A 23,291-nucleotide genomic window follows, 5' to 3' on the forward strand; every position below is an offset into this window, starting at 1 on the left:
CCCCGGACATCGTCACCGTCTCCAAGTCCATCAGCGGCTACGGCCTGCCCATGGCCCTCACCCTCTTCCGGCCCGAACTGGACGTGTGGGAGCCGGGCGAGCACAACGGCACCTTCCGCGGCAACAACCCCGCCTTCGTCACCGCCACCGCCGCCCTGGAGACGTACTGGACCGACGGCTCGGCCATGGAGAAGCAGACCCGCGCCCGCGGTGAGCAGGTCGAGCGGGCACTGATCTCCATCACCGAGGAGAACCTCGCCGACGTCAAGGAGTACCGCGGGCGCGGGCTCGTGTGGGGTCTGGAGTTCCACGCGAAGGACCGGGCCGCACGGGTCGCCCGGCGCGCCTTCGAACTGGGGCTGCTGATCGAGACGTCCGGCCCCCAGGGCGAGGTCGTCAAGCTGCTGCCCGCGCTCACCGTGACCCCCGGGGAACTGGACGAGGGCCTGAGCGTCCTCGCCCGCTCCGTCCGCGAGACCGCGTAGGGACGGCCTGGAGAACCGCCTGCGAACCGCCTGAAGAAGAACGCCTGGAGAACCTGGCAGAGGCCGGGCAAGGAGGAAGAGCACCACCGTGATCGTCCGATCGTTCAAGGAGATCGAGGGCACCGACCGCCATGTGAAGGCGGCCTCGGGCACCTGGGAGAGCAAGCGGATCGTCCTCGCCAAGGAGCGGGTCGGCTTCTCCCTGCACGAAACGATTCTGTACGCCGGGACGGAGACGTCGATGTGGTACGCCAACCACATCGAGGCCGTCGTCTGCACCCAGGGCGAGGCGGAACTCACCGACCACGAGACCGGCACGACGTACACCATCACGCCCGGCACCATGTACCTCCTCGACGGGCACGAACGGCACACGCTGCGCGTCAAGGAGGACTTCCACTGCATCTGCGTGTTCAACCCGCCGGTCACCGGCCGGGAGGACCACGACGAGAACGGCGTCTACCCCCTGCTCACCGAGCCCGAGGAGGTGTGAGGACCATGACCACCGCCACCGTGAAGGACCTCTACCCGACCCGCGGCACCACCGAGGTGACCGTCCCCCGCCTGGACCCCGTCGTCTGGGGCACCCCGGACACCCCGGGCCCGATCGAGACCGCCGACCTCCAGCGTTACGAGCGCGACGGCTTCCTCGCCGTCGACCAGCTGATCACGCCGGACGAGGTCGAGATCTACAAGCGAGAGCTGGACCGGCTGGTCACCGACCCGGCGGTCCGCGCCGACGAGCGCTCCATCGTGGAGCCGAAGTCGAAGGAGATCCGCTCGGTCTTCGAGGTGCACCGGATCAGCGAGGTGTTCGCGAACCTGGTGCGCGATCCGCGCGTGGTGGGCCGCGCCCGCCAGATCCTCGGCTCGGACGTGTACGTCCACCAGTCCCGGATCAACGTCAAGCCGGGCTTCGGCGCGAGCGGCTTCTACTGGCACTCGGACTTCGAGACCTGGCACGCCGAGGACGGCCTGCCGAACATGCGGACGGTGTCCGTCTCGATCGCGCTGACCGAGAACCTCGACACCAACGGCGGCCTGATGATCATGCCGGGTTCGCACAAGACGTTCCTGGGCTGCGCCGGTGCCACGCCGAAGGACAACTACAAGAAGTCCCTCCAGATGCAGGACGCGGGCACCCCGTCCGACGAGGCGCTGACCGCCCTGGCGAGCGAGCACGGCATCCGCCTGTTCACCGGCAAGGCCGGCTCGGCGACCTGGTTCGACTGCAACTGCATGCACGGCTCGGGCGACAACATCACCCCGTACCCGCGCAGCAACGTGTTCATCGTGTTCAACAGCGTGGAGAACACGGCGGTCGAGCCGTTCGCGGCACCGGTGCGGCGGCCGGAGTTCATCGGGGCGCGGGACTTCACGCCGGTGGGGTGAGCCCGTCCGCGAGGGCCTCCGCGCACCGGCCGGAGGCCCTCGCGGGGCGTGGTCACAGCGTCGGGTAGTCCGTGTAGCCCTCGGCTCCGCCGCCGTAGAAGCTCGCCGGGTCCGCCGCGTTGAACGGGCCGCCGGCCCGCAGGCGGGCCGGGAGGTCCGGGTTGGCGAGGGACAGCCGGCCGAAGGCGATCAGGTCGGCCGTGCCGTCCTCGACGAGGGCGAGGGCGTCCGGGCCGGTGGGGCCCTCGGTCGCCGGGTTGAGGACGAAGGCCCCGCCGAAGCGCTTGCGCAGGCCCGGCGTCAGGCCGCGGAAGTCCGCGCTCTCCATGACGTGCAGATAGGCGAGGCCCAGCGGCTCCAGCGCGTCGAGCAGCGCGGTGTACTCCGGCTCCGGCTCGGGCTCCTCGATGTCGTTGAAGGGGTTGCCCGGGGAGATCCGCAGAGCGGTGCGGCCGGGGCCGATCTCCTCGGCGACGGCCAGGACCGCCTCCACGGCGAAGCGGACGCGGCCCGCCACGGAGCCGCCCCAGCCGTCGGTGCGCCGGTTGCTGCCGGGTGCCAGGAACTGGTGGATGAGATAGCCGTTGGCGCCGTGCAGTTCGACCCCGTCGAAGCCGGCCTCGACCGCGCCCCGGGCCGCCGCCGCGAAATCGGCGAGGGTGGCGTGGATCTCCGCCTCGGACAGTTCCCGGGGCGTGACGAAGTCCTTGGGCCCCTGGTGGGTGTAGACCTGGCCGCGCGCCGCCACCGCCGAGGGGGCGACGTTGACCAGACCGTCCGGCAGCAGGTCGGGGTGGCCGACGCGGCCGGTGTGCATGAGCTGGGCGAAGATGCGGCCCCCGGCGCCGTGCACGGCGTCGGTCACGGTGCGCCAGGCGGCGATCTGCCCGGCGGTGTGCAGCCCGGGGGTGTCCGGGTAGCCCTGGCCGACGGCCGAGGGCTGGATGCCCTCGGTGACGATCAGGCCGGCCGAGGCGCGCTGGGCGTAGTACTCGGCGGTCAGGGCGGTGGGCAGCCCGCCGGCGGCGGCCCGGCTGCGGGTCATCGGCGCCATGACGATGCGGTTGGGCAGCCGCAGGCCGGAGAGGTCCAGGGGGTCGAACGCGGTGGGCATGGGGTCTCCCGAGATTATTAGTTGGTCGGCCAAGTAGCGACGTCGACCACCTTAGCCCATTCATTGGCCGACCAATCAAATGTCGGTGAGTACGCTTCGGGACCGTACGGACGAGATCTACGAGCAGCGCGGGAGCCACCCATGGACGCCAGCAACGAACCGGCGACGGCGGGGGCCGCCGGGCACTCCCGCGCCGAGCTGCCCGCCGCCGCCCGGGGCGGACCGGTCGGGCACGCGCTGAGCCGGGTGGCCCGGCTGCACCGCACGGCCGCCGCCGGACTGCTGCGCGGACTCGGCCTCTACCCGGGCCAGGAACTGGTGATGATGCACCTGTGGGAGCGCGGCCCGGCCCGGCAGTCGGAGCTGATCCGGCTGCTCGGGCTGGACCCGTCCACGGTGACGAAGATGCTCCAGCGACTGGAGCAGGCCGGGCATGTACGGCGGCTGCCGGACCCGGCGGACCGGCGCGCGGTGCTCGTGGAGGCCACCGAGTCCGGGGCACGGCTGCTGGACGAGGTGGCGCGACTGTGGAGCACGCTGGAGGAGGAGAGCTTCGCCGGGCTGACGCCCGCCGAGCGCGAGCAGCTGCTGGGGCTGCTCGGCCGGGTCGAAGCCAATCTGTGCGCGTCGGCCGCGCGGGAGGACCGGGGCGGTCAGGCGGACAGCGCGGCCAGCAGACGGTCCACGTCCTCGGGCGTGTTGTAGAGGTGGAAGGCCGCGCGCAGATTGCCCGCGCGGTCGGAGACCTCGATGCCGGCCTCGCTCAACTCGCGCTGCCGGGCGCCCAGTCCTGGCACCGAGACGATCGCCGAGCCGGGGGCCGGCACCGGCTCGTGGCCGAGCTCGGCGAGCCCCGCGCGGAACCGGTCGGCGAGCGCGGTGTCGTGGGCGTGGATCGCCGGCACGCCCAGTTCCTCGACGAGTTCGAGGGACCGGCGCAGTCCGGCGAAGGTGAACAGGGCGTGGGTCAGGTCGAACCGCCGGGCCGAATGGGCGAGTTCGGCCACCGGGCCGTAGCAGCTGTCCCACGGGTGCTCGGCCGCGACCCAGCCGGCGAGTAGCGGGGTGAGCCCGCCGAAGTCCTCGGGCACGGTGAGGAAGGCGGCGCCGTGCGGGCCCAGCAGCCACTTGAAGGCGACGCTCGCGGTGAAGTCGTAGGCGTCCGCGTCGACGGGCAGCCAGCCGGCGGCCTGGGAGAAGTCGACGTAGGTGCGGGCGCCGTGGGCGCGGGCGGCCTCGCGCAGGGCGGGCAGGTCGGCGAGCCGGCCGTCGGCGGACTGCGCGGCGCTGACCGCGACGAGCGCGGTGCCCGGCCGGACGGACTCGGCGATCCGCTCCAGCGGGACGGCGCGGACCTTGAGGTCGCCGCGGACGTGGAACGGGTTGAGCACGGAGGTGAAGTCGTCCTCCGCGGTGAGGACTTCCGAGCCCGCGGGCAGTGCGGCGGCGATCACCCCGGTGTGCGCGGCGACCGAGGCGCCGGCCGCGACCCGGGTGGCCGGGACGCCGACGAGCCGGGCGTACGCGGCCCGGCTCGCCTCCACGTCCTCGTACAGCGGGGTCAGCGGCCGGCCCTCGGCCCGCAGCAGCGCCGCCTCGTTCAGGGCGGCGACGGTACGGGCCGGCAGCAGGCCGTTGCTCGCGGTGTTGAGGTAGGTGCTCCGGGGCCGGAACTCGGCGCGGACGAGGCGGTCGAAGATCTCCGTGGTCTGCATGGGACCACTCTGCGTCCCCCGGCACCCCCCGTCCATCGCGAACTTTTACATGACGGCTCTCAGCGGGGCTTATACGACGCCTCCCACCTGCGGTTTCTCAGCCGTGCCGCGGGACCGCGCAGCCGTCCGGGCCGCAGGCGTCGGTGTCGTCCCCGCCGACCAGCCGCAGCGGGGAGCGCTCGCCCCAGGCCTGGGTCAGCGCCTGGGTGAAGACCTCGGCGGGCTGGGCGCCGGAGACGCCGTACTTCCGGTCGAGGACGAAGAACGGCACGCCGGTCGCGCCGAGCCGGGCGGCCTCGCGCTCGTCGGCGCGGACCTCGTCGGCGTAGGCGTCCGGGACGGCGAGCACCGCGCGGGCGGCCCCGGCGTCCAGTCCGGCCTCGGCGGCCAGTTCCACCAGGCGCTCGTCGCCCTCGGCGAAGACGGACCGCTCCTCGGCGAAGTTGGCCCGGTAGAGGAGCTGGAGCAGCGCGTCCTGCCGGCCGTGCTCCTTGGCGAAGTGCAGCAGGCGGTGCATGTCGAAGGTGTTGCCGTGGTCGCGGTCCCGGGTGCGGTAGTCCAGGCCCTCGGCGGCGGCCTGGGCGCCGAGGTTGTCCTCGCCGGCCTGGGCCTGGGCCTCGCTCATGCCGTACTTCCGGGTCAGCATGGTGATCACCGGCTGCACGTCGCCCTTGGCGCGGCCCGGGTCCAGCTCGAAGGAGCGGTGCACCACCTCGACCTCGTCGCGGTGCGGGAAGGCAGCCAGCGCCTTCTCGAAGCGGGCCTTGCCCACGTAGCACCAGGGGCAGGCGATGTCGCTCCAGATCTCGACGCGCATGTCTTTCGGCTCTCTCCAGGTCGTACGGCGGTGGGGGATCTCCCCGGACCGAGTACGTGAACATTCAAACAGGCCGGGGTATTCCCGGCCGACCGGATCGAGGCCCACGTCAGGTCAGCTCTGCCAGGCACCACCGACAAGGGTCACGTCCCTGAAACTTCCCTCGGAGACCCGCCGGGGAACTTCTTCCCATTCACGGAGCACCCGCCGCTTTCCATCAGGAACATCGAGCCAATCAGTGCGACCGACCACCCTTCCCGCGTAAATCGGATCCCAGGACATCGCATAAAAGGGTCCGATGTCGGGGACTGCTGTCGCCAGGCAATGAAGAGTTCGACGGTGGAACCATTTACTGACTGCGGTGACCCTCAATCCCGATTCCAGCGCCTCCTGCAAGTAGGGGAACGAAAACTCTACGTTCTGCCAGGTATTGGCTGCCTGATCTTCGCACCGGATGACACTGTCAGGGACTCCACGTTCGATGAGAAGCTCGCGGAACATGTGAGCTTCCACGATTCCCGTGTGCCGGTTGACCCCTCCGCTTGCGATGATCAGCGGCGCAAGCCCTTTGTGATATTGCTGTGCCGCGATTTCGGCCGGCTGCGTTTGGTTGGTTCCGAACAGGAAGTGAGCGGTCGGCTCATCCTGCGGCGGTGGCGCCTCGATGTCTACGAAATTCACGATTTCACGAATCTGCTCCGTGGTGAGATCAGCACCGCTCGCTGCACTCCTCCAATTGAGTGAATGACTAGATGGCGTTTCCGACTAGTCGGCTGGCCACTTCCAGGTATCGAGATCGGTACTCCTCTACCGGATCAGCGTTGGGGAAGCGACGTTCAAGCACACGGCCGAGCTTTCCCGCAAGAGTCACAGTCGGCCAGGCCGGACGCCTTCCCACGAGCGCGTCATGGCCAGCGGACACGGCTTCATCGAGGTTTCCGGCTCCTGCGTGCGCAAGCCCCAGAATCAGCAAGGCCCGGGCATAACTGGATGGGTGCTCACCGCGCTGCCCGCATTTCCTGGGCGGCTAGCTTCGCATGAACCAGAGTCCCTGATGTGGTGATGCTCTGCCCCTGGCCAGCCAGTGCCACTGACTGATGAGGTAACCCCTGATAAAAAGCAATCAGCGACTTCGCAAGAACAGCCCACCCTGACAATTCCGGGTGTCCGACTTCTTGACTTCGCCGTTCGGCGTCGCTGCACCAGTTCCTCATAGACATCTGCCGGCGGCATAGAGCAGATCGCCAGAGCGTAGTGACCGATGAGCTCACCGAGAACGACAGGCAGCGTGTCGGCACTGTCATTGCTCATTACTTCGATGGCCTGAATTACACGCTTTCCCCGGTTGACCTGTGGGACAGAAACCGGCAAGGCAACATCCGAATGAGCGGAGCCGCTACTGCTTTCCCATGGACGCGCCGGCAGCCCGAGCATCTCCCCTGGGATGCCGAACCCGTCTGCTACACGTTCGACGACTTCCCGCCCTCGGATGCCCCGGACACCACGAATAATGTCGCTGACCCGGGAACTGGTCATCTTCCCGACAGCCGCCGCCATTACGGCAGGACTTGATCCCGTACGGCGATTGACAAGCCGAAATATTTCTTGGTAGTTCCGGGCGGCACAGGCTTGTCGCATGGCTTCGCTGTTGAGGAGCGCGTCAGGAATCGTCAACGCATATCCGCTCCGCCGAGCCGTGCGGTCATCCATGGAGCCACCTGCCAAGCGCCGAAGTGATCTCCCTCCAGCCTAGCCCCAGGACTCCGACGGGGAACCCCGAACAAGTTGGAACGGGGGTCCCCAAAGGGGCAGGTGGGGTTCCCCGTTGGCCGTTCCGTACGGGGTCGGGCGCGGTGGAGGCTACTCAGACAGCAAACACCCCCGCGACGGACGAACGACCGGGGCGTGTCCATCGACACCGTGGAGGTTGACCAGTGACCAAAGCCGCAGGCAGGTACCCGGTAAGTCGCCGGCAGGCAGAGGCTGATACCAGTGCGCTCCGGGGCGAGTACACGACTTACGCACCCCGGGGGGAGAAGTGCCGCAGGTGCCATAAGCCATTCGGCGGTCTGGAACCGGTCCGGCGGGTGCAGCCGTCCGGCGAGGAACCCAACGGTCGGCTGTACACATGCGTCAAGTGCCCGGCATGACGGCCCAGGGCCGGCGCGCGAGCGCCCGTAAGGGTGCCTTACCGGCGCGGACCTGGTCGGAGTCGGCAAGTGGATCGGCCGCACGGGCACGGATGGCCGGCGGGGAGGAGTCCTCCATGACGTCGTCAAGGGCTGGCGAGAGGTGAACGAGGTGTCCCTTGCGGAAAACTCCCTGCGGTTCGCGTGGTTGGAGGTCACCGGACTGTGCAACGAGAACTGTGATCACTGCTACGCGGACTCGTCCCCAAGGGGAGATCACGGCACCATGACCGTCCGGGACTGGGTACGCGTCATTTCGCAACTCTCCGACATGGGAACACGGGACGTTCAGTTCATCGGCGGAGAACCGGCCCTTTACCCCTACCTCCCCGCGCTCATCAGGTACGCGCACGCGTCCGGGCTGAGCATCGAGGTCTTCTCGAACATGTCCCACATCCGGGCGGAACTGTGGGACGTGTTCGGCGAATGCGGTGTCAGGCTCGCCACCTCGTACTACTCCGACAGCGCGGAGGATCACGACGCCGTCACCAAGCTGCGCGGCTCCCACAAGCGGACGCGCGAGAACATCGCAAAGGCACTGTCCCTCGGTATCCCGCTGCGAGGAGGAGTCGTCGCCGTGCGGCCGGGCCAGAGTGGCTGAAGGCTATGATCTCCGCCCGCCAGGCATGGACGGATCATCGCGGAATCGTCGTCAGCTGACGAGTGCGCGGGGAAAGCCCCCCGTCGGGCCGATTCAAGGGGTTATGACAACACCGCTGGTTATGCGGCTGATGTCAGCGGCTTCGCGAGGCGCTCGGCCGGGGTTTCCCAGCCGAGCGTTCTGCGTGGGCGGCCGTTGAGTTCGGCGGTGACGGAGTCGAGGGGTTCGCGGCTGTGCCGGGACCGATCACCGTTCACGGGATGCCGGTTGCGGCGGAGCTCCCGGCTGATGGTGGACGGGCTGCGGCCCGGCTCGGCCGGGAGGGTCCGGGTGGCGGCCTTCAGGCCACGGCGGACGTGCCGGAGGTGGTCGGGTGGCCGTGTCTGCTGAACTGGGCGCGGTAGGCGCTCGGGGTGAGGCCGGTGCGGCGGACCAGGTGGGCTCGCAGGGAGTCCGCGGTGCCGAGGCCGCAGGCGGCGGCCACCTGGTCCATGGGCAGCCGGGTGGTCTCCAGCAGTTCCTTGGCCCGTTCGATGCGCTGGTGCAGCAGCCACTGCAACGGACTGACCCCGCTCTCGGCCTGGAACCGCCGGGTGAGGGTGCGCACCGAGACACCGGCGTGCCGGGCCAGGTCGGTCAGGGTGAGCGGCTTGTCCAGGTTGCGCATCGCCCAGCCACGGGTGTCGGCGCAGGCGGTGCCGCGTTCGGGCGGCAGCGGGGTCTGGGTGAACTGGGTCTGCCCGCCGGGCCGCACCGGGGCGACCAGGGCGAGCCGGGCGACCTCGTTGGCGATGGCGGCGCCGTAGTCGGTGCGGACGATGTGCAGGCACAGGTCGATGCCGGCGGCGTAGCCGGAGGCGGTCAGGAACGGACCGTCCTGGACGAACAGGACGTCGCCCTGGAGGTCGATGTCGGGGTGGCGGCGGCGCAGCTCCCCGGCCTGCGCCCAGTAGGTGGTGGCCTTGCGGCCCGTGAGCAGGCCCGCCTCGGCGAGCGAGAAGGCGCCGGAGCAGATGGAGGCGATGCGCTTGCCCGCCGCGGCGGCCTCGCGCAGGGCCGCGACCACCCGCGGGTCCGGGGACAGGGGGCGGCCGGTGCCCGCGACGATCACGGTGTGCGCCTCCCGCAGCGCCTCCAGCCCGTGCGGCACGTGCAGGCCCAGCGTGCCGGTGGTGGGCATGGGGCCGGGCTCGGGCGCGCAGATCACGACCTCGTAGCCCGGCTCGCCGTCGACCCGCACCTTGTCGAAGAGCAGCTCGGGGATCGCGAGGTTGAACATCGACACGGGCGGGGACGCGACGACGCCGACACGCAGCATGGCCAGAACCTCCGGATGCATGGCATTCAGGCCACTACTGTACGCCGGAAAAGATCAGCACCATGGCCGCATGCCGAACGGAAGAACTCTGACCACCCCTCAACTGACCAGCGGAAACAAGGAAACGGGCCCAGCCGCGGGACTCACCCTCGTGGCGGCCATCCTCGGGACCGCACTGATCACCCTGGACTCGACCATCGTGACCGTCGCCCTGCCGGCGATCGGCTCGTCCCTCGGCGGCGGGATGTCCGGCCTCCAGTGGGTGGTGGACTCCTACACCCTCGCCCTGGCCGCGCTCATGCTGTCCACGGGCGCCTTCGCGGACCGGGCCGGGGCGAGCCGCGCGTACGCCCTGGGCATCACGGTCTTCACGCTGGCCTCGGCGGCCTGCGGGCTGGCGCCGGGACTGGCGGCGCTGATCGGCGCCCGGACGGTGCAGGGGGCGGCGGCGGCCGTGGTGCTGCCCGCCTCGCTGGCCCTGGTGCGCCAGGCCTACCCCGACCCGGCCCGGCGCGGCCGGGCGGTGGCCACCTGGGCGGCGGGCAGCTCGACGGCGCTGGCCCTCGGACCGGTGGCGGGCGGGGTGCTGACCACCTGGTGGGACTGGCGGGCGATCTTCTTCGTCAATCTGCCGCTGGGCGTGGCCGCCCTGGTCCTGCTGGTGCGCGCCCCCCGCTCGGCGCGCCGGCCCGCGCCGCTGGACCTGCCGGGCCAGGCGACGGCCGTGCTCGCCCTGACCGCGCTGACGTTCGCGGTGATCGAGGGCGGTACGGCGGGTCTGGTCGCCGGTGCCGTGGCCGTGGCCGCCGCCGTCGCGTTCGTGCGGATCGAGACGCGGCGGCCGCACCCGGTGGTGCCGCTCGGCCTGTTCCGCGACCGGGCGGTGCGGCTGGCCGTGGCCACGGGGGCGGCGAGCAGCGTGGCGTTCTACGGGATGGTCTTCGTGTTCTCGCTGTTCTTCCAGCGGGTGCAGGGCCGTTCGGCGCTCGCCGCCGGGCTGCTGTTCCTGCCGATGACCGGGCTGATCGCGGTGACGAACGTGCTGGCCGGCCGGCTCGCGGGGCGCTACGGGGCCCGGGTGCCGCTGCTGGCCGGCCAGGCGCTCGCGGTGGCGGGCCTGCTGGCCCTGTTCACCGTGGACACCGGCACACCGGCCGCCGTGGTGGCCGTGCTGCTGGTGCCGATGGCCGTCGGTGTGGCGCTGGCCATCCCGGCGCTGACCACGGTACTGCTGGACGCCGTGCCGGCCGAGCGGGCGGGGGTGGCCGCCGGGGTGCTCAACGCGGCCCGGCAGGTGTCCGGCGGGCTCGGGATCGCGGTGTTCGGCTCCCTGGTGGGCGGCGGTTTCGCCGTCGGACTGCGGGCGAGCCTGGCCGTGGCGGCGGCCCTGCTCGCCGTGACGTTCCTGCTGGGCTGCCGGCGGGTTACCGCTCCAGCCGCCGGCTGAACCGCCGGGACCGGCCGGTTACCGCTCCAGCCGCCCGTTGAACCGCCGGGGCAGGCCGAGCGGGTTGTCGTCCTTCAGCTCGGCCGGCAACAGGGCCTCCGGCGCGTTCTGGTAGACGACCGGCCGCAGCCACCGCTCGATCGCGGTGCCGCCCACGGAGGTCGAGGTGGAGGTGGTCGCCGGGTAGGGCCCGCCGTGGTGCTGGGCCGGTGCCACGGCCACCCCGGTCGGCCAGCCGTTGACCAGGACCCGCCCGGCCAGCGGGGTCAGTTCGGCGAGCAGCTCCGGTCCCCGGCCCTGGCCCGCGGCCTCCTGCGAGGAGAGCTGGACCGTCGCCGTGAGGTTGCCCGGGAGCCGGGACAGGACGGCCTTGGCCTCCTGCTCTTCGGCGTAGCGGGCCACCACGGTGACCGGCCCGAAGCACTCCTCCAGGAGCAGGTCGTGCTCGCCCTCCTCGGCCAGCTTCGCCGCCGGCACGGTGAGGAAGCCGGCGCTGACCGTGTGTTCGCCGCCCTCGCCCGGGGTGACGGGCGCGTCCACGTCGGGCAGCTGGACGCGTTCGGCCACACCGGCGATGAAGTTGTCCCGCATGCGGTGGTCGAGCAGCACCCCGGCGTCGGTGCCGGCGACGGCGTCGGCCAGCGACTTCACCAGCTGGTCGCCGCCCGCGCCCAAGGGCACGAGCACCAGGCCGGGCTTGACGCAGAACTGGCCGACGCCGAGGGTCATCGACCCGGCGAGTCCGCCGCCGATCTCCTCGGCCCGCTCGGCCGCGGCGGCCTCGGTCACCAGGACCGGGTTCAGCGAGCCGAGTTCGCCGTGGAACGGGATCGGCACCGGGCGCGCGGCGGCGGCGTCGAACAGCGCCCGGCCGCCGCGGATGGAGCCGGTGAAGCCGGCGGCGGCGACCAGCGGGTGCTTGACCAGTTCGATGCCCGCCTGGAAGCCGTGGACCAGGCCGACGACGCCCTCGGGGATGCCGTGCCCGGCGGCGGCCCGGCGCAGCACCTCGGCGACCCGCTCGGACAGTGCCGGGTGGTCGGGGTGGGACTTGACCACGACCGGGCAGCCCGCGGCGAGCGCGCTCGCGGTGTCGCCGCCGGCGACGGAGAAGGCGAACGGGAAGTTGGAGGCGGAGTAGACGGCGACGACGCCGAGCGGCACCTTGTAGCGCCGCAGGTCCGGCACGGGCGGGGTCGCGGTGGCGTCGGGGTGGTCGATGACGACGTCCAGGAAGGCGCCCTCGTCGACGATGTCCGCGAAGGCCCGCAACTGGTAGACCGTGCGGGCGAGTTCGCCGGACAGCCGGACCTGGCCGAGGGCGGTCTCGGCGTCGGCGGTCTCGACCAGGGCGTCGCGGGCCGCCTCCAGGCCCGCCGCGGCCGAGCGCAGGAAGGCGGCGCGGACCGCGCGGTCGGCGAGGGCCTCGCGCGCGCCCTCCGCCGCCCGGACGGCCGCGTCCACCTCCTGGGCCGTGGCCTCGACCGCGACCTGTTCGCGCTGCTTCCCGGTGCGCGGGTCGACACTCCAGACTGGTGCTGCTGCCACCGCGGGTCCCTCCAAAAGGCCGCACTAACTGAACCTGTGCGTCACCCATCAGCCGCGTTCGATATACTGAACACTGTCTCTGATGATGAACGCTGCTCGGAGACTATATATCTCAGGTCCTCGTGGAACGAAGGGGTCAAGGGCGATGACGGCAGGCGACACAGGGGGCGGGGCGCAGGTCAAGTCCGCGGTACGGACCGTGGAACTGCTGGAGTACTTCGCCGGCCGGCCCGGTATGCACTCCCTCGCGGCCGTCCAGGAGGCCGTGGGCTATCCCAAGTCCAGCCTGTACATGCTGCTGCGCACGCTGGTGGAGCTGGGCTGGGTGGAGACGGACGCCACGGGCACGCGGTACGGCATCGGGGTGCGGGCGCTGCTCGTGGGCACCTCCTACATCGACGGCGACGAAGTGGTGGCCGCCGCCCGCCCGACCCTGGACCGGCTCTCCGACGACACCACGGAGACCATCCACCTGGCCCGGCTGGACGGCACCAACGTGGTCTATCTGGCCACCCGCCAGTCCCAGCACTATCTGCGCCCCTTCACCCGGGTCGGCCGCCGGCTGCCCGCCCACTCCACCTCCCTCGGCAAGGCGATCCTCGCCACCTACACCGACGAGCAGGTGCGCAAGCTGCTGCCCCGGACGCTGCCCGCGCTCACCGAGCACACCATCACCGACCGGGAACTGCTCATCGAGGAGCTGCGCCAGGTCCGGGAGCAGGGCTTCGCGGTCGACCGCGAGGAGAACACGCTGGGCCTGCGCTGCTTCGGCGTGGCCATCCCCTACCGCACGCCCGCCCGGGACGCCATCAGCTGCTCGGTCCCGGTGGCCCGGCTGACCCCGGCCCACGAGCAGATGATCAAGGACGCGCTGTTCGACGCGCGGGACCGTCTGACGCTGGCGACCCGCCGCCTGTGAGCCGGGCGGCCGTAGGCTCGGTCGCATGGAGATCGCGCTGCGCGCCGTCCGGGACAGTGACGTGCCGGTGTTCCACCGCCAGATGACCGATCCGGAGGCCGTCCGGATGGCCGCGTTCGGCCCGGAGGACGCCTCCGGGCCGGAGGCCTTCGCGGCCTACTGGACCCGCCTGCGCGCCGGCTGCGCCGTGCTGCGCACGGTCCTGGCCGACGGGGCCGTGGCGGGCAACGCGGTGGTGTACGGGGAGGCCGGCGAGCGCGAGGTGTCGTACTGGATCGACCGCGCGTACTGGGGCCGGGGCGTGGCGACGGCCGCGCTGCGGGCCCTGCTCGCCGAGGTTGTCGAGCGCCCGCTGTACGCGCGGGCCGCGGCGGACAACACGGGTTCGCTGCGCGTCCTGGCCAAGTGCGGTTTCCGCGAGACGGCGCGGGCCCGGGGTTTCGCGAACGCCCGGGGCCGGGAGATCGAGGAGGTCGTCCTGGTGCTGGGGGCGGGGCGGCCGGCGGGGGTGCCCGGCTGAAGGGCGCCGGTTCCTGAGAGCCGGATGAAAAAGCGGGGCGCGGGGGAACGATCGGCCCCGTTCCGCTCGTCTTCCGGGCGGGATGAACAAGACGATCAGGCGGGCGTCCGTCTTCGCGCTGCTGCTCGTGCTCGCCCTGCTGGTCAGGGCGACATGGCTGCAGTTCTACGACGGTCAGGCCCTCGCGGACGACAACGACAACCGGCGGAACGTGATCGCGACGTACTCGCGTCCCCTGGGGAACATCATCGTGGCCGGGGAGGCGATCACCGGTTCCGCGCGGACGAAGGGGAGCGATCTCGCGTACAAGCGGACGTACACGGACGGCGAGCTGTACGCGCCGGTCACGGGGTACGCCTCGCAGGCCTACGCCCCCACCCAACTGGAGGGTATCTACACGGACCTGCTCAACGGCACGGACAACCAGCTCAAGACGGTGATGGACACCGTCACCGGGGAGCGCGCCGACCCGGGCAACGTGCTCACGACGATCGACCCGGCCGTGCAGAAGGCGGGCTATCGCGCGCTGGGCGGCAAGAAGGGCGGGGCCGTCGCGATCGACCCGAAGACCGGCAGGATCCTCGCGGTGGTCTCCACGCCGTCGTACGACCCCTCCGCGCTCACCGACGCGAGCACCGCGGGCACGGCGTGGAAGGCGCTGAACGCGGACAAGGACAAGCCGCTCACCAACCGCGCGCTGCGCCAGCCGCTGCCGCCGGGCTCGACGTTCAAGCTGGTCGTCGCCGCGGCCGCGCTGGAGGACGGGCTGTACGAGAACGTGGACCAGCCCACCGACAGCCCCGACCCGTACATCATGCCGGGCACGGTGCGGCCGCTGGAGAACGAGAACAAGTCGGCGCCGTGCAGGAACGCCTCCATCCGGGTCGCGCTGCGCTACTCCTGCAACAACGTCTTCGGCCACATGGCCGTCGAGCTGGGGCAGGACAAGGTCAAGGACATGGCCGAGAAGTTCGGCTTCAACGACGACGAGCAGGACGTGCCGGTGCGCGCCTACCCGAGCGTCTACCCCTCCGGCATGGACAAGGCGCAGACGGCCCTGTCGGGCATCGGCCAGTTCGACGTCACGGCCACCCCGCTCCAGATGGCCATGGTGTCCGCGGCCATAGCCAACGGCGGCAAGCTGGTCTCGCCGCACATGGTCTCGCAGATCACCGACAGCGGCGGTGATGTGCTGAAGGACTACGACGACGCCACCGACACCTCGGAGATCATCAGCGCCGGCACCGCCGAGCAGCTCCAGTCTGCGATGGAGACGGTGGTGAAGGACGGTACGGGCACGAACGCGCTGATCGACGGGGCGACCGTCGGCGGCAAGACCGGCACCGCGCAGCACGGCGAGAACAACAGCAAGACGCCGTACGCCTGGTTCACCTCCTACGGCAAGTCGGACGGCAACGGCAAGGAGGTGGCCGTCGCGGTCATGGTGGAGCAGTCCGACGCGGCCCGCTCCGAGGTGAGCGGCAACGGCCTGGCGGCCCCGGTGGCGCGGGCCATGATGCAGGCGGCACTGAAGTAGCACCGCCCGTGGCGCCCCGCCCCCACCGGGGCGCCGCGCGCTCCCCCGGTCCCGTCCGGCGTAAACGATCACTGCTACGCTTCCGGATCTCCGTCCGGGCCCTCCCTGGACCCTCGCATGTCATTCACATGACACTCACCTCCAGAGCGCGCACCGAGAAGAGGTCACCCGTGGGCACAGTCGTCGACGACGCCGCCTCCGTGGAGTTCCATGCCTTCTTCGAACGGCACTACGCCGAACTCGCCCGCCTCGCCCACCTGTTGACCGGCGAGGCGGACGCCGCGGACGACCTGGCGGCGGACGCGCTGCTGGCGCTGTGGCACCGCTGGGACCGGGTGCGCGCGGCCGACCGGCCGGTGGCGTACGCGCGGGGCGTGGTCGCCAACCTGGCCCGCACCCGGATCCGTGGCGCGGTGCGCGAGCGGCGGCGGATCGCGCTGTTCTGGCCGCGCGGCGAGGAACGGACCGAGAACCCGGACGTCGCCGGTGTGGTGGACGTCCAGGAGGCGCTGCGCAGGCTGCCGTTCCGGAAACGGGCGTGCGTGGTGCTCCGGCACGCGTTCGACCTGTCGGAGAAGGACACCGCGCTCACGCTGGGGATCTCGGTGGGTACGGTTAAGAGCCAGACGTCCAAGGGCATGGCCGAACTCCAGCGACTGCTCGGCCCGCAGGGCGACCCGCGTCGGGTGCACGCGGCGATGGCGGCCCGGGGCGGCGAGAGCGGAGGAAGGAACCGATGAGGCGGCAGGACGTGCACGACGAGCTGCGCGCCCGGCTGCACGAGGCGGCCGAGGCCCATGAACCGGACCGCGCGCGCATCCTGGCCCGGGTGGAGCGCGGCATGGCCGCGCCGTCCCGCCCCGGTGACCGGGCCGTGCGCCGGCCGGTGCCGGGCTGGTTCCGGGTGGTCTCCGCGACGGCCGCGGTGGCCGGTGTGCTCGCGGCCGGGGGGTACGCGGTGGCGTCCGCGGTGCGCGAGGAGCCGCCGGCCCGGCAGTCGGTGGCGGTGTCGCCGACGCCCGACGCCTCGCCGGAGCGCACCACGGCCCCGGCACCCCCCGCCCCCACGGCCCGCCCGACGCCCGGCGACACCGCCGGTGAGCCGTCCCGCACGCCGCCCTCCTCCTCCCCCTCCCCCTCCTCCAGCGCGTCCTCGGCCGCCCCGGGAGCCACCGCGCCGGCCGCGCCGCCGCCGGTCCGCGCCGAACGCAGCGGCCCCCTGTGGTCGGACGGCTCGGTGGACCCGCACAGCAACGACTTCTGGGCGCAGAGCAATCTGACCCTGAAGACGTCCGCGCCACTCACCTCGCTCACCGTGGAGTTGCGGATCGCGCAGACCGGCGGGGTGACGTCCACGGGCGCCTGGCGCTCGCTGCCCGAGGGGGACTTCACCCAGAGCGTGGTGGAGCGGGACGGGTTCGTCCGCTACACCTGGACGCTGAAGCCGGGGCGTACGGTGCCGGCGGGCGAGTGGGTGTTCGCCGGGCAGTACGACCACGCCCGCGGCGGACGGGACGCCAAGGACGACGGCTATGTCATGACGGGGACCGCCGACGGGCACGGCTACGCGGTGACCGGCGACTTCGCCCCGCACGGCCGCTCCTAGCGCCCGCCCCGGCCCCGGGCGTCAGGAGACGAAGTACGTCGGGTTCGGCAGCTTGTACGTGCGGTCGGCGTAGCCGCCCCCGAAGTCCGAGTACTGGTCGCCGAAGTTGGCGATGATCTCGTAGCCGAGGTCCTGCTCGATGTGCTTGCGCGTGGCGGACTTGAACTGGACCGTGGTGCACTTCCAGGTGCCCGGGGTGGCGCAGTGCTTCAGGTAGGACGGCGGGTTGGCCTTGTCCTTGAGGAACATGTGGGCGGTGTCGAGGTTGACATCCGCGCCGACCTTCTTCAGGTTCTCCACCGCGGCGGCGCGGCGGGCCTCGCCCAGACCGGTGTTGTAGAAGACCTCGACGCCCTTGGACTCGGCGTAGCGCACCAGCTCCGGGCTGCCGAAGACGGCCGGGCGGTCGGCCCGGTCCACGTACGCGTTCCAGGCGGCGTCGTCGTAGGTGTAGTTGGTGCGCTTCTCGTAGTCCAGGCTGAGCAGCAGCGTGTCGTCGATGTCGAAGACGACGGCCGGCTTCTCGCCCCGGTGGTGCGCCTTGCGGGCGGCCTTGTCGATGTACTTCCTGGCGTCGGCGTCGATACGCGCCAGGTCCTGGGCGTACGGGCTGTCCGGGGAGGCCCGCCAGACACCGTCGGCGTCGACGGTGGTGCCGTAGTAGGTGTCGATGTCCTTCACCAACTGGCCGATGTTGTACGGCTCGTGGGTGGAGTTGGCCGTCGACTGCCCGGCGGTGGCCGCGCCCGCGCCGTACAGCGCCGCGCCGGCGACGGCACAGGCGGCGCCGGCCGCGAGGGCCCTGAGGGACTTCCGCATGGTTCTCCGATCCGGTGGATGAGAGTGATGTACCAGGTCGGAGACTGTCTACGCGCATCACATCGCGAGCGCGAGGCCTGTTATCCGATCGATACACGCGCCCCTCGCCGAGGACGCCAGTCGCCGAGGTAGGCGGCCGGGGTGTGCCGTGCGGCCCCGTCGGCGGTGAGCTGCGGCCGGTTGGCCGGGACCGTGACCACCGCGCCCGGCCCCAAGTTGCGGTACTCCGCGAAGCGCATGGACTGCCAGGGGTAGACGTCCCGCATGTTCGCGTAGGGGGCCACCGGGTCGATGCCGGGCCCGATGACGCTGTTCCGGACGACCAGCGCGGGCCGGGCCGTGGTCTCGTTCGACGGCACCCACGGCCGGGCCAGCTTGTACGCCCGGTCCTGCGCGCCGGAGGTGAACCGGCAGCGCACGGCCAGCATGCCGTGCGCGGTGGCGCGGGCGGTGGAGGGCGCGAAGACGAAACCGTAGGGCGCGGCGGACAGGTCGGTACGGTCCAGGGTGCGGAAGTGGCAGTGCGCGTACACGGCGGTGGCCCGGCCGAAGACGAAGTCGACGTCGCCTTCGGCATAGCAGTGCGCGTAGTACTGCCGGGCGACGGCGGAGGGGGCCGTGGAGTCGGCGTACAGGGTGTCCTGGTGGCCGAGGAAGCGGCAGTGCCAGAAGGCGTTCCGGTCGCCCTGTGTCTTGAGGGCGACGGCCTGGGTGCCGGTGGTGCCGGGGTGGCCGGCGCGCAGCCAGTCGTTGGCGAAGGTGATCCGGTGGGCGGTGAACCCGTCGGCCCGGACGGTGGTCGTGGCCGAACCGCTGGTGCCGTGGGTGCCGCCGCCGGGCTTGGGGGTGCCGGCCGCGTTGTCGTAGACGATCACCACCTCCCGTGGGTCCTCGCCGGCGCCGATCCAGGTCATCTCCGTGCGGCCGGCGTCGACGGTGACCGTCTCGCGGTAGGTGCCGGGAGCGATGACCAGGGTCCGGCCGCTGCCGGTGGCGGCGGTCACCGCGGCCTGGACGGAGGTGAAGTCGCCCCGGCCGTGCGGGTCGACGTACAGGGTGCCCGGGGTGAGGCGGCGGTCCGGGGAGCCGTGGCGGCCGAACGGGCGGGCGCGGGCGTGTGCGGGGGCGGACGGCAGGGCGAGCGCGGCGGCGGCCGCGGTGCTCGCGGTGAGGAGACCGCGTCGGGACAGGGGCATGGGGAGTCCTCCCTCTCGAGCGGCCGGGGCGGGGGCGCCCCGGCCGGTGGGGTCAGCGCAGGTGCCCGGCGCCCGCGTGGCGGCCGACAATGCCGGGGATGGCCTGGGGCCGGTCCACCCGGGTGCGCAGCTCGGGCGTCCAGCCGGCCCCGGACCGCAGGGTCTCGCCGGGTACCTGCGCGTTGTGGACGGCGACGAGGTCCACCGGCCGGCCGTTGACGTGGTTGCCCGCGGCGGTGACCGGGGCGTCCTTCCACTTCTTCAGCACCGAACCGGCCCGGACGCCGTCCGGCAGGGTGAACGCGTTGTGCTCGGCGACGAGTCGGGACTCCAGGCCGATGCCGTAGGTGTAGGAGTAGCCGTCGCCGGCGACGAAGTGGTTGTTGTAGGAGTCCACCTGTCCGAAGCGGACGCGCGGGGCCCGCTCGACCAGGTTCCGGAACAGGTTGTGGTGGAAGGTGACCTTCAGGTGTCCGCGGTCGACGGCGGCGGTGGCCGCGCTGTCGCTGTTGCCGATGAGGATCGTCTTGTCGTGGTCCTCGAAGACGTTCCAGGAGGCGGTGACGTAGTCGGCGCCCTTGACGACGTCCAGTTCGCCGTCGTGCCGCTGGTGGATCCGGCCGTAGTACGACGGCAGGGTGCTGTCGGGGTGGTCGCCGTCGGTGAAGGTGTCGTGGTCGATCCACACATGGGTCGAGCCGTGTACCACGGCGCTGTCGTACTCGGAGTTCCAGTTGCCGTCGGCGGTGTCGGTCGGGTCCCACTGCGGGAAGCAGTCGAGGGGGCTCTCGAAGGTCAGGTTGCGCACGATGACGTTGTCGACGCCCTTGATCTGGAGGCTGGCGCCCTTGAATCCGGCGTCGCGGCCGATGCCGACGATGGTGGTGTCGGCGGGGACGGCCGCCTTGATGAAGGCGTCCTGCCGGGCGGCGGAGGCGCGGCGCAGGCCCTCGGGGCTGTCGTCGGGCTCGGCGTCGAGGGTCCTGGTGCGGCCCCACACCGCCGGGTCGTAGGTTCTCAGATACTCGGCGAAGTCGTAGCCGGGCACGGCGAACGCGTCGCAGCCCGGCCCGTCGGCGTCGAGGGTGCCCTTGACCCGGACGATTCTCGGCGCGCTGCCGCCGTCGGCGAGGGCGGCCTTGAACTGCTCCCAGGTGGTGACGGTGTACACGTGCGCGGGGTCGGCGGCGGCCCCGCCGGTCGTCCCGGTGCCGTACGCGGCCCAGCCGTCCCGCGCGGGCAGCACCTGCCGGTCGGGGCCGGTGTGGTGGGCGGGGTGCGCGGACGCGGTGCCGGTGAGGGCGAGGGCGAGGACGGTGCCGCCCACCAGGGCACGCATGACCCGGCCATGACATCTCTGTGTACGCACTGTGCGGCTCTCCTCGATGACTCGGTGATTCGATGGCGCGGTGGCGCGGTGACGCGGTGCTTCGGTGGCGCGGTGATTCGGTGGCGTGGTGATTCGGTGGCGTGGTGGCGCGGGTCAGATCGCGGGGGCGGGCGGCCAGGTGATCCAGGACGCCGGGACGTCCTCCTCCAGCCGGCGGACACCGGACCGGGCCAGCACCCGGGTGCGCAGCAGCTCGCGCGCCACGAGCCGCGCCACGGCGATGGCACCCGGCGGGTTGAAGTGCGTGTTGTCCTGCTCGGTGGCGGTCCAGTTGAAGTAGGTCTTCGTCTCCTCCGCCCCGAGCCGCTGCCACAGCGCCAGCGACAGCGCCTGGATGTCGAGCAGCGCGACCCTCTCCTGCTCGGCCAGCGCCCGCATGGCCGCCGGGTACTCGCCGTGGGTGGGCCGGGCGGTGCCGTCGGCGTCGAACCGGCGGCGCTCCACGGAGGTGGCGAGGACGGGCCGGGCGCCCCGGGACCGGGCGCCGTCGATGTACAGCCGCAGATACCGCTGGTACGACGTCCACGGCTCGGTGTAGCGGGTGGGGTCGGTGGCCTTCTCGTCGTTGTGCCCGAACTGGACGACCAGGAAGTCACCGGGCCGGATGCCGGCGAGAACGGCGTCCAGCCGCCCTTCGTCGACGAAGCTCTTCGAACTCCGGCCGTTCACGGCGTGGTTGGCGACCTCCAGCTCCTTGTGGAGGAAGAAGGGCAGCGCCGTTCCCCACCCGGTCTCGGGAGCCGCGTCGGCGTATTTCCGGGCGGCCGTCGAATCACCGGCGATATGGAGGGTCCGCGTTTCTTTCCGGGTTTCCTCCCGGGGCCGCCCGGCGAGGGGGACGGCGGCGACAGCGGCGGACGTGACCTGTCTGCGCGTAAGGGACACAACCTGCGCCTTTCACATACGTTTCCGTCAAGGGGCGCGGGGAACCGCGCGGGCCGGCCCGTCGCCGGGCGGCGGCTCCCCGCCGCCGCGGCCACCCGAACGCTCAGTGGTTCTGCTTCCAGTCCTCCTGGGCCTCGTTGAGCTGGTCGGCCAGCAGGTCCAGGAACTCCTTGGCGCTCATCTTGCCGAGCAGCACCTTCTGGAAGTTCGGCTCGTTGTCGGCCTTGGAAATGGTGTTCCAGTCGGGCAGGTAGTACGGCAGCTGGACGATCTTCGTGCCGGCCCCGTCCAGCGCCTCGGCCGCCAGCTTCGCCGGCTCGTTGGCCCGCACCCAGGCGTCCTGCGCCGCCTCGGTGTTGGCCGGCACCGACCCGGCCGACTCGTTCCACTTGCTGTTGGCCTCGTGGGAGGCGGCGAACTCGATGAACTTCCACGCGGCGGCCTTGTTCTTGCCGGACTTGAACAGGGCGAGCCCGTCGACCGGGTTGGACACCTGCACCCGTGTCCCGTCGTCCAGGGTCGGGCTCGGAATGCCCCGGAACCTGCCCTTCAGCGCCTTCTCGTGGTCGGCGTAGGAGCCCAGGTTGTGGCTGAGCATCCCGATGGTGCCGGAGTCCCACTGGGCGACCATCTTGGTGAAGTCGTTGTTGACGTCGGCGGACGGGGTGTTCTTCTTGTACAGGCCGGTGTACTTCTCCAGCGCGGCCACGTTCTTCGGGTCGTTGACGGTGGTCTTGTCGCCGTTCCAGAAGGAGGTGATCCCGCTCTGCCCGTACATCGCGTCCAGGGCCTGGGCGATGGAGCCCTCACCGCCGCGAATGGTGTACCCGAAGGCGTTCTTGCCCTTGTCGGTGAGCTTGTCGGCGGCCTTGTAGAACTTCGTCCAGGTGGTCGGCGGCTCCAGCCCGGCCGCGCGGAACAGGTCGGTGCGGTACCACAGCGTGCCGTTGTTCGCGGACGTCGGCACGGTGTACGTCTTGCCGTCCCCGCCGGCCGCCTTCACGCTCTCCAGGAACTTGGTGTTGAGCTTGCCGTTGAGCGGGCTGGCGGCAAGCCGCTGGTCCAGCGGCTCCAGCGCGCCCTGCACGGCGACCTCGGCCAGCATCGCCGTGCCGACGCCGCCGACGTCGGGCAGGCCGCCGCCCTGGATGGCGGTGTCGTACTTGGACTGCGCGCTCGCGGCGGGCACACCGACGTACTCGACCTTGATGTCGGGGTACTTGTGCTCGAAGTCGGCGATGATCTGCTTCCAGATGTCGGTGCGGACACCGCCGTTGTTGTCCCAGAAGGTGATCGTGCCCTTGCCGGAGCCCTCGTTCCCCTTCTCCCCCGCGCTGCCGCTGCCGTCGTCGCCGCAGGCGGTGACGGTCAGCGCGAGGGCGGAGCCCAGGGCCACGGCCAGGGCGGCGCGCCTGCTTCTGCGGATGCTGCTCTTCATTGGTCGGCTCTCTTCTGCTGGATCGTGCGGGGACAGGGGGGGTGGGGGCGGTGTGAAGTCGTCGGCGGGTCAGCGGCGGGCGAGGGACGCCTGGTCGGTGACGGTGACGACCCGGCCGCCGGCGCCGCCGGTGGTGCCGCCGGCCAGCGAGGCGAAGCCGTGCGGCCGGTCGTCATCGAAGGGCCCGACGGTCTTCGCGGGGGTCGCGGCCCGCCCGGCGGCGGCCTTCGCCTCGCCCGCCAGGCCGAGGCCCAGCGTGGCGACGAGGGCGGTCACGGCGGCCAGGACGGCGCCCGGACGGGGCAAGCGCTTGCCAGGGATGTGCGTCATCGCGGCTCCCAACAGTGCTTCTCGG

The 23,291-nt window shown here is 71.5% G+C and carries 24 protein-coding genes; 12 read left to right on the forward strand and 12 right to left on the reverse strand.

Annotated elements, in window-relative coordinates; translation table 11 throughout:
- The 3 genes from ABD350_RS00005 to thpD form a co-directional block, all read left to right on the forward strand.
- A partial coding sequence (locus ABD350_RS00005; RefSeq protein ID WP_344345041.1) for an aminotransferase class III-fold pyridoxal phosphate-dependent enzyme occupies positions 1-485 on the forward strand: 485 nt, incomplete at its 5' end.
- An 88-nt stretch (positions 486-573) separates the two neighbouring features.
- A complete protein-coding gene (locus ABD350_RS00010; protein ID WP_344345044.1) occupies positions 574-978 on the forward strand; it encodes an ectoine synthase in 405 nt (134 codons plus the stop codon).
- Positions 979-983: 5 nt separating this feature from the next.
- On the forward strand, positions 984-1,877 hold the full coding sequence (thpD, locus tag ABD350_RS00015) for an ectoine hydroxylase (RefSeq protein WP_344345047.1): 894 nt from the start codon (positions 984-986) through the stop codon (positions 1,875-1,877).
- A gap of 52 nt (positions 1,878-1,929) precedes the next feature.
- Here thpD and ABD350_RS00020 read toward each other — a convergent pair whose 3' ends face one another.
- Positions 1,930-2,991, reverse strand: a complete 1,062-nt coding sequence (locus tag ABD350_RS00020; RefSeq protein WP_344345050.1) for an alkene reductase — start codon at positions 2,989-2,991, stop codon at positions 1,930-1,932.
- A gap of 141 nt (positions 2,992-3,132) precedes the next feature.
- Between ABD350_RS00020 and ABD350_RS00025 the strand changes: the two genes are divergently transcribed.
- Positions 3,133-3,696, forward strand: a complete 564-nt coding sequence (locus ABD350_RS00025) for a MarR family winged helix-turn-helix transcriptional regulator (protein WP_344345053.1) — start codon at positions 3,133-3,135, stop codon at positions 3,694-3,696.
- Here the strand turns inward: ABD350_RS00025 and ABD350_RS00030 are convergent.
- The 3 genes from ABD350_RS00030 to ABD350_RS00040 all read right to left on the reverse strand — a co-directional run bounded on the left by ABD350_RS00030 (position 3,645) and on the right by ABD350_RS00040 (position 6,204).
- Positions 3,645-4,706, reverse strand: coding sequence for an aminotransferase class V-fold PLP-dependent enzyme (locus ABD350_RS00030; protein ID WP_344345056.1), 1,062 nt, complete (start codon positions 4,704-4,706; stop codon positions 3,645-3,647). The two genes, ABD350_RS00025 and ABD350_RS00030, sit on opposite strands and share 52 nt — an antisense overlap.
- A 97-nt stretch (positions 4,707-4,803) precedes the next feature.
- Positions 4,804-5,523 (reverse strand): DsbA family oxidoreductase, encoded by a 720-nt coding sequence (locus ABD350_RS00035; RefSeq protein WP_344345059.1) that lies wholly within the window; start codon positions 5,521-5,523, stop codon positions 4,804-4,806.
- Between the two features lie 114 nt (positions 5,524-5,637).
- On the reverse strand, positions 5,638-6,204 hold the full coding sequence (locus ABD350_RS00040) for a YdcF family protein (RefSeq protein WP_344345062.1): 567 nt from the start codon (positions 6,202-6,204) through the stop codon (positions 5,638-5,640).
- A 573-nt stretch (positions 6,205-6,777) separates the two neighbouring features.
- Between ABD350_RS00040 and ABD350_RS00045 the strand changes: the two genes are divergently transcribed.
- Both ABD350_RS00045 and ABD350_RS00050 read left to right on the forward strand, forming a co-directional pair.
- On the forward strand, positions 6,778-7,095 hold the full coding sequence (locus ABD350_RS00045; RefSeq protein WP_344345064.1) for a hypothetical protein: 318 nt from the start codon (positions 6,778-6,780) through the stop codon (positions 7,093-7,095).
- Between the two features lie 729 nt (positions 7,096-7,824).
- The gene (locus ABD350_RS00050) at positions 7,825-8,313 is read left to right on the forward strand and encodes a radical SAM protein (RefSeq protein ID WP_344345067.1); all 489 of its coding nucleotides are present in this window, start codon (positions 7,825-7,827) and stop codon (positions 8,311-8,313) included.
- Between the two features lie 340 nt (positions 8,314-8,653).
- On the opposite strand, the gene ABD350_RS00055 is transcribed toward ABD350_RS00050, so the two are convergent.
- Positions 8,654-9,652 carry a GlxA family transcriptional regulator gene (locus tag ABD350_RS00055; RefSeq protein WP_344345070.1) on the reverse strand — a complete coding sequence of 333 codons (999 nt, stop codon included), beginning with the start codon at positions 9,650-9,652 and terminating at the stop codon, positions 8,654-8,656.
- A 49-nt stretch (positions 9,653-9,701) separates the two neighbouring features.
- Here ABD350_RS00055 and ABD350_RS00060 point away from each other — a divergent pair, with 49 nt between their 5' ends.
- Entirely contained in the window at positions 9,702-11,078 is a 1,377-nt protein-coding gene (locus ABD350_RS00060) for an MFS transporter (RefSeq protein WP_344345073.1), read from the forward strand.
- An 18-nt stretch (positions 11,079-11,096) separates the two neighbouring features.
- On the opposite strand, the gene ABD350_RS00065 is transcribed toward ABD350_RS00060, so the two are convergent.
- Entirely contained in the window at positions 11,097-12,626 is a 1,530-nt protein-coding gene (locus ABD350_RS00065; RefSeq protein ID WP_344345076.1) for an aldehyde dehydrogenase (NADP(+)), read from the reverse strand.
- Positions 12,627-12,771: 145 nt separating this feature from the next.
- Here ABD350_RS00065 and ABD350_RS00070 point away from each other — a divergent pair, with 145 nt between their 5' ends.
- The 5 genes from ABD350_RS00070 (at position 12,772) to ABD350_RS00090 (ending at position 17,208) form a co-directional block, all read left to right on the forward strand.
- Positions 12,772-13,545, forward strand: coding sequence for an IclR family transcriptional regulator (locus tag ABD350_RS00070; protein ID WP_344345079.1), 774 nt, complete (start codon positions 12,772-12,774; stop codon positions 13,543-13,545).
- Positions 13,546-13,570: 25 nt separating this feature from the next.
- Complete coding sequence (locus ABD350_RS00075) at positions 13,571-14,065, forward strand: GNAT family N-acetyltransferase (RefSeq protein WP_344345082.1); 495 nt, start codon at positions 13,571-13,573, stop codon at positions 14,063-14,065.
- A gap of 82 nt (positions 14,066-14,147) precedes the next feature.
- A complete protein-coding gene (locus ABD350_RS00080) occupies positions 14,148-15,602 on the forward strand; it encodes a peptidoglycan D,D-transpeptidase FtsI family protein (protein WP_344345085.1) in 1,455 nt (484 codons plus the stop codon).
- Between the two features lie 170 nt (positions 15,603-15,772).
- Complete coding sequence (locus ABD350_RS00085) at positions 15,773-16,342, forward strand: SigE family RNA polymerase sigma factor (RefSeq protein WP_344345088.1); 570 nt, start codon at positions 15,773-15,775, stop codon at positions 16,340-16,342.
- Positions 16,339-17,208 carry a hypothetical protein gene (locus ABD350_RS00090; protein WP_344345091.1) on the forward strand — a complete coding sequence of 290 codons (870 nt, stop codon included), beginning with the start codon at positions 16,339-16,341 and terminating at the stop codon, positions 17,206-17,208. The genes ABD350_RS00085 and ABD350_RS00090 overlap by 4 nt, the downstream gene beginning before the upstream one ends.
- A 21-nt stretch (positions 17,209-17,229) precedes the next feature.
- Here the strand turns inward: ABD350_RS00090 and ABD350_RS00095 are convergent, their stop codons facing one another.
- The 6 genes from ABD350_RS00095 to ABD350_RS00120 form a co-directional block, all read right to left on the reverse strand.
- On the reverse strand, positions 17,230-18,027 hold the full coding sequence (locus tag ABD350_RS00095) for an HAD family acid phosphatase (RefSeq protein WP_344345094.1): 798 nt from the start codon (positions 18,025-18,027) through the stop codon (positions 17,230-17,232).
- Between the two features lie 80 nt (positions 18,028-18,107).
- Positions 18,108-19,223, reverse strand: a complete 1,116-nt coding sequence (locus ABD350_RS00100) for a pectinesterase family protein (protein WP_344345097.1) — start codon at positions 19,221-19,223, stop codon at positions 18,108-18,110.
- Positions 19,224-19,275: 52 nt separating this feature from the next.
- Positions 19,276-20,592 carry a pectate lyase family protein gene (locus ABD350_RS00105; RefSeq protein WP_382466990.1) on the reverse strand — a complete coding sequence of 439 codons (1,317 nt, stop codon included), beginning with the start codon at positions 20,590-20,592 and terminating at the stop codon, positions 19,276-19,278.
- Positions 20,593-20,706: 114 nt separating this feature from the next.
- Positions 20,707-21,498 (reverse strand): rhamnogalacturonan acetylesterase, encoded by a 792-nt coding sequence (locus tag ABD350_RS00110; RefSeq protein ID WP_344345103.1) that lies wholly within the window; start codon positions 21,496-21,498, stop codon positions 20,707-20,709.
- 103 nt (positions 21,499-21,601) lie between these two features.
- On the reverse strand, positions 21,602-22,936 hold the full coding sequence (locus ABD350_RS00115; RefSeq protein WP_344345106.1) for an ABC transporter substrate-binding protein: 1,335 nt from the start codon (positions 22,934-22,936) through the stop codon (positions 21,602-21,604).
- A 69-nt stretch (positions 22,937-23,005) separates the two neighbouring features.
- A complete protein-coding gene (locus tag ABD350_RS00120; protein ID WP_344345109.1) occupies positions 23,006-23,266 on the reverse strand; it encodes a hypothetical protein in 261 nt (86 codons plus the stop codon).
- Positions 23,267-23,291: the final 25 nt, after the last annotated feature.

This window comes from Streptomyces nogalater (assembly GCF_039532885.1).
Taxonomy (GTDB): Bacteria; Actinomycetota; Actinomycetes; order Streptomycetales; family Streptomycetaceae; genus Streptomyces; species Streptomyces nogalater.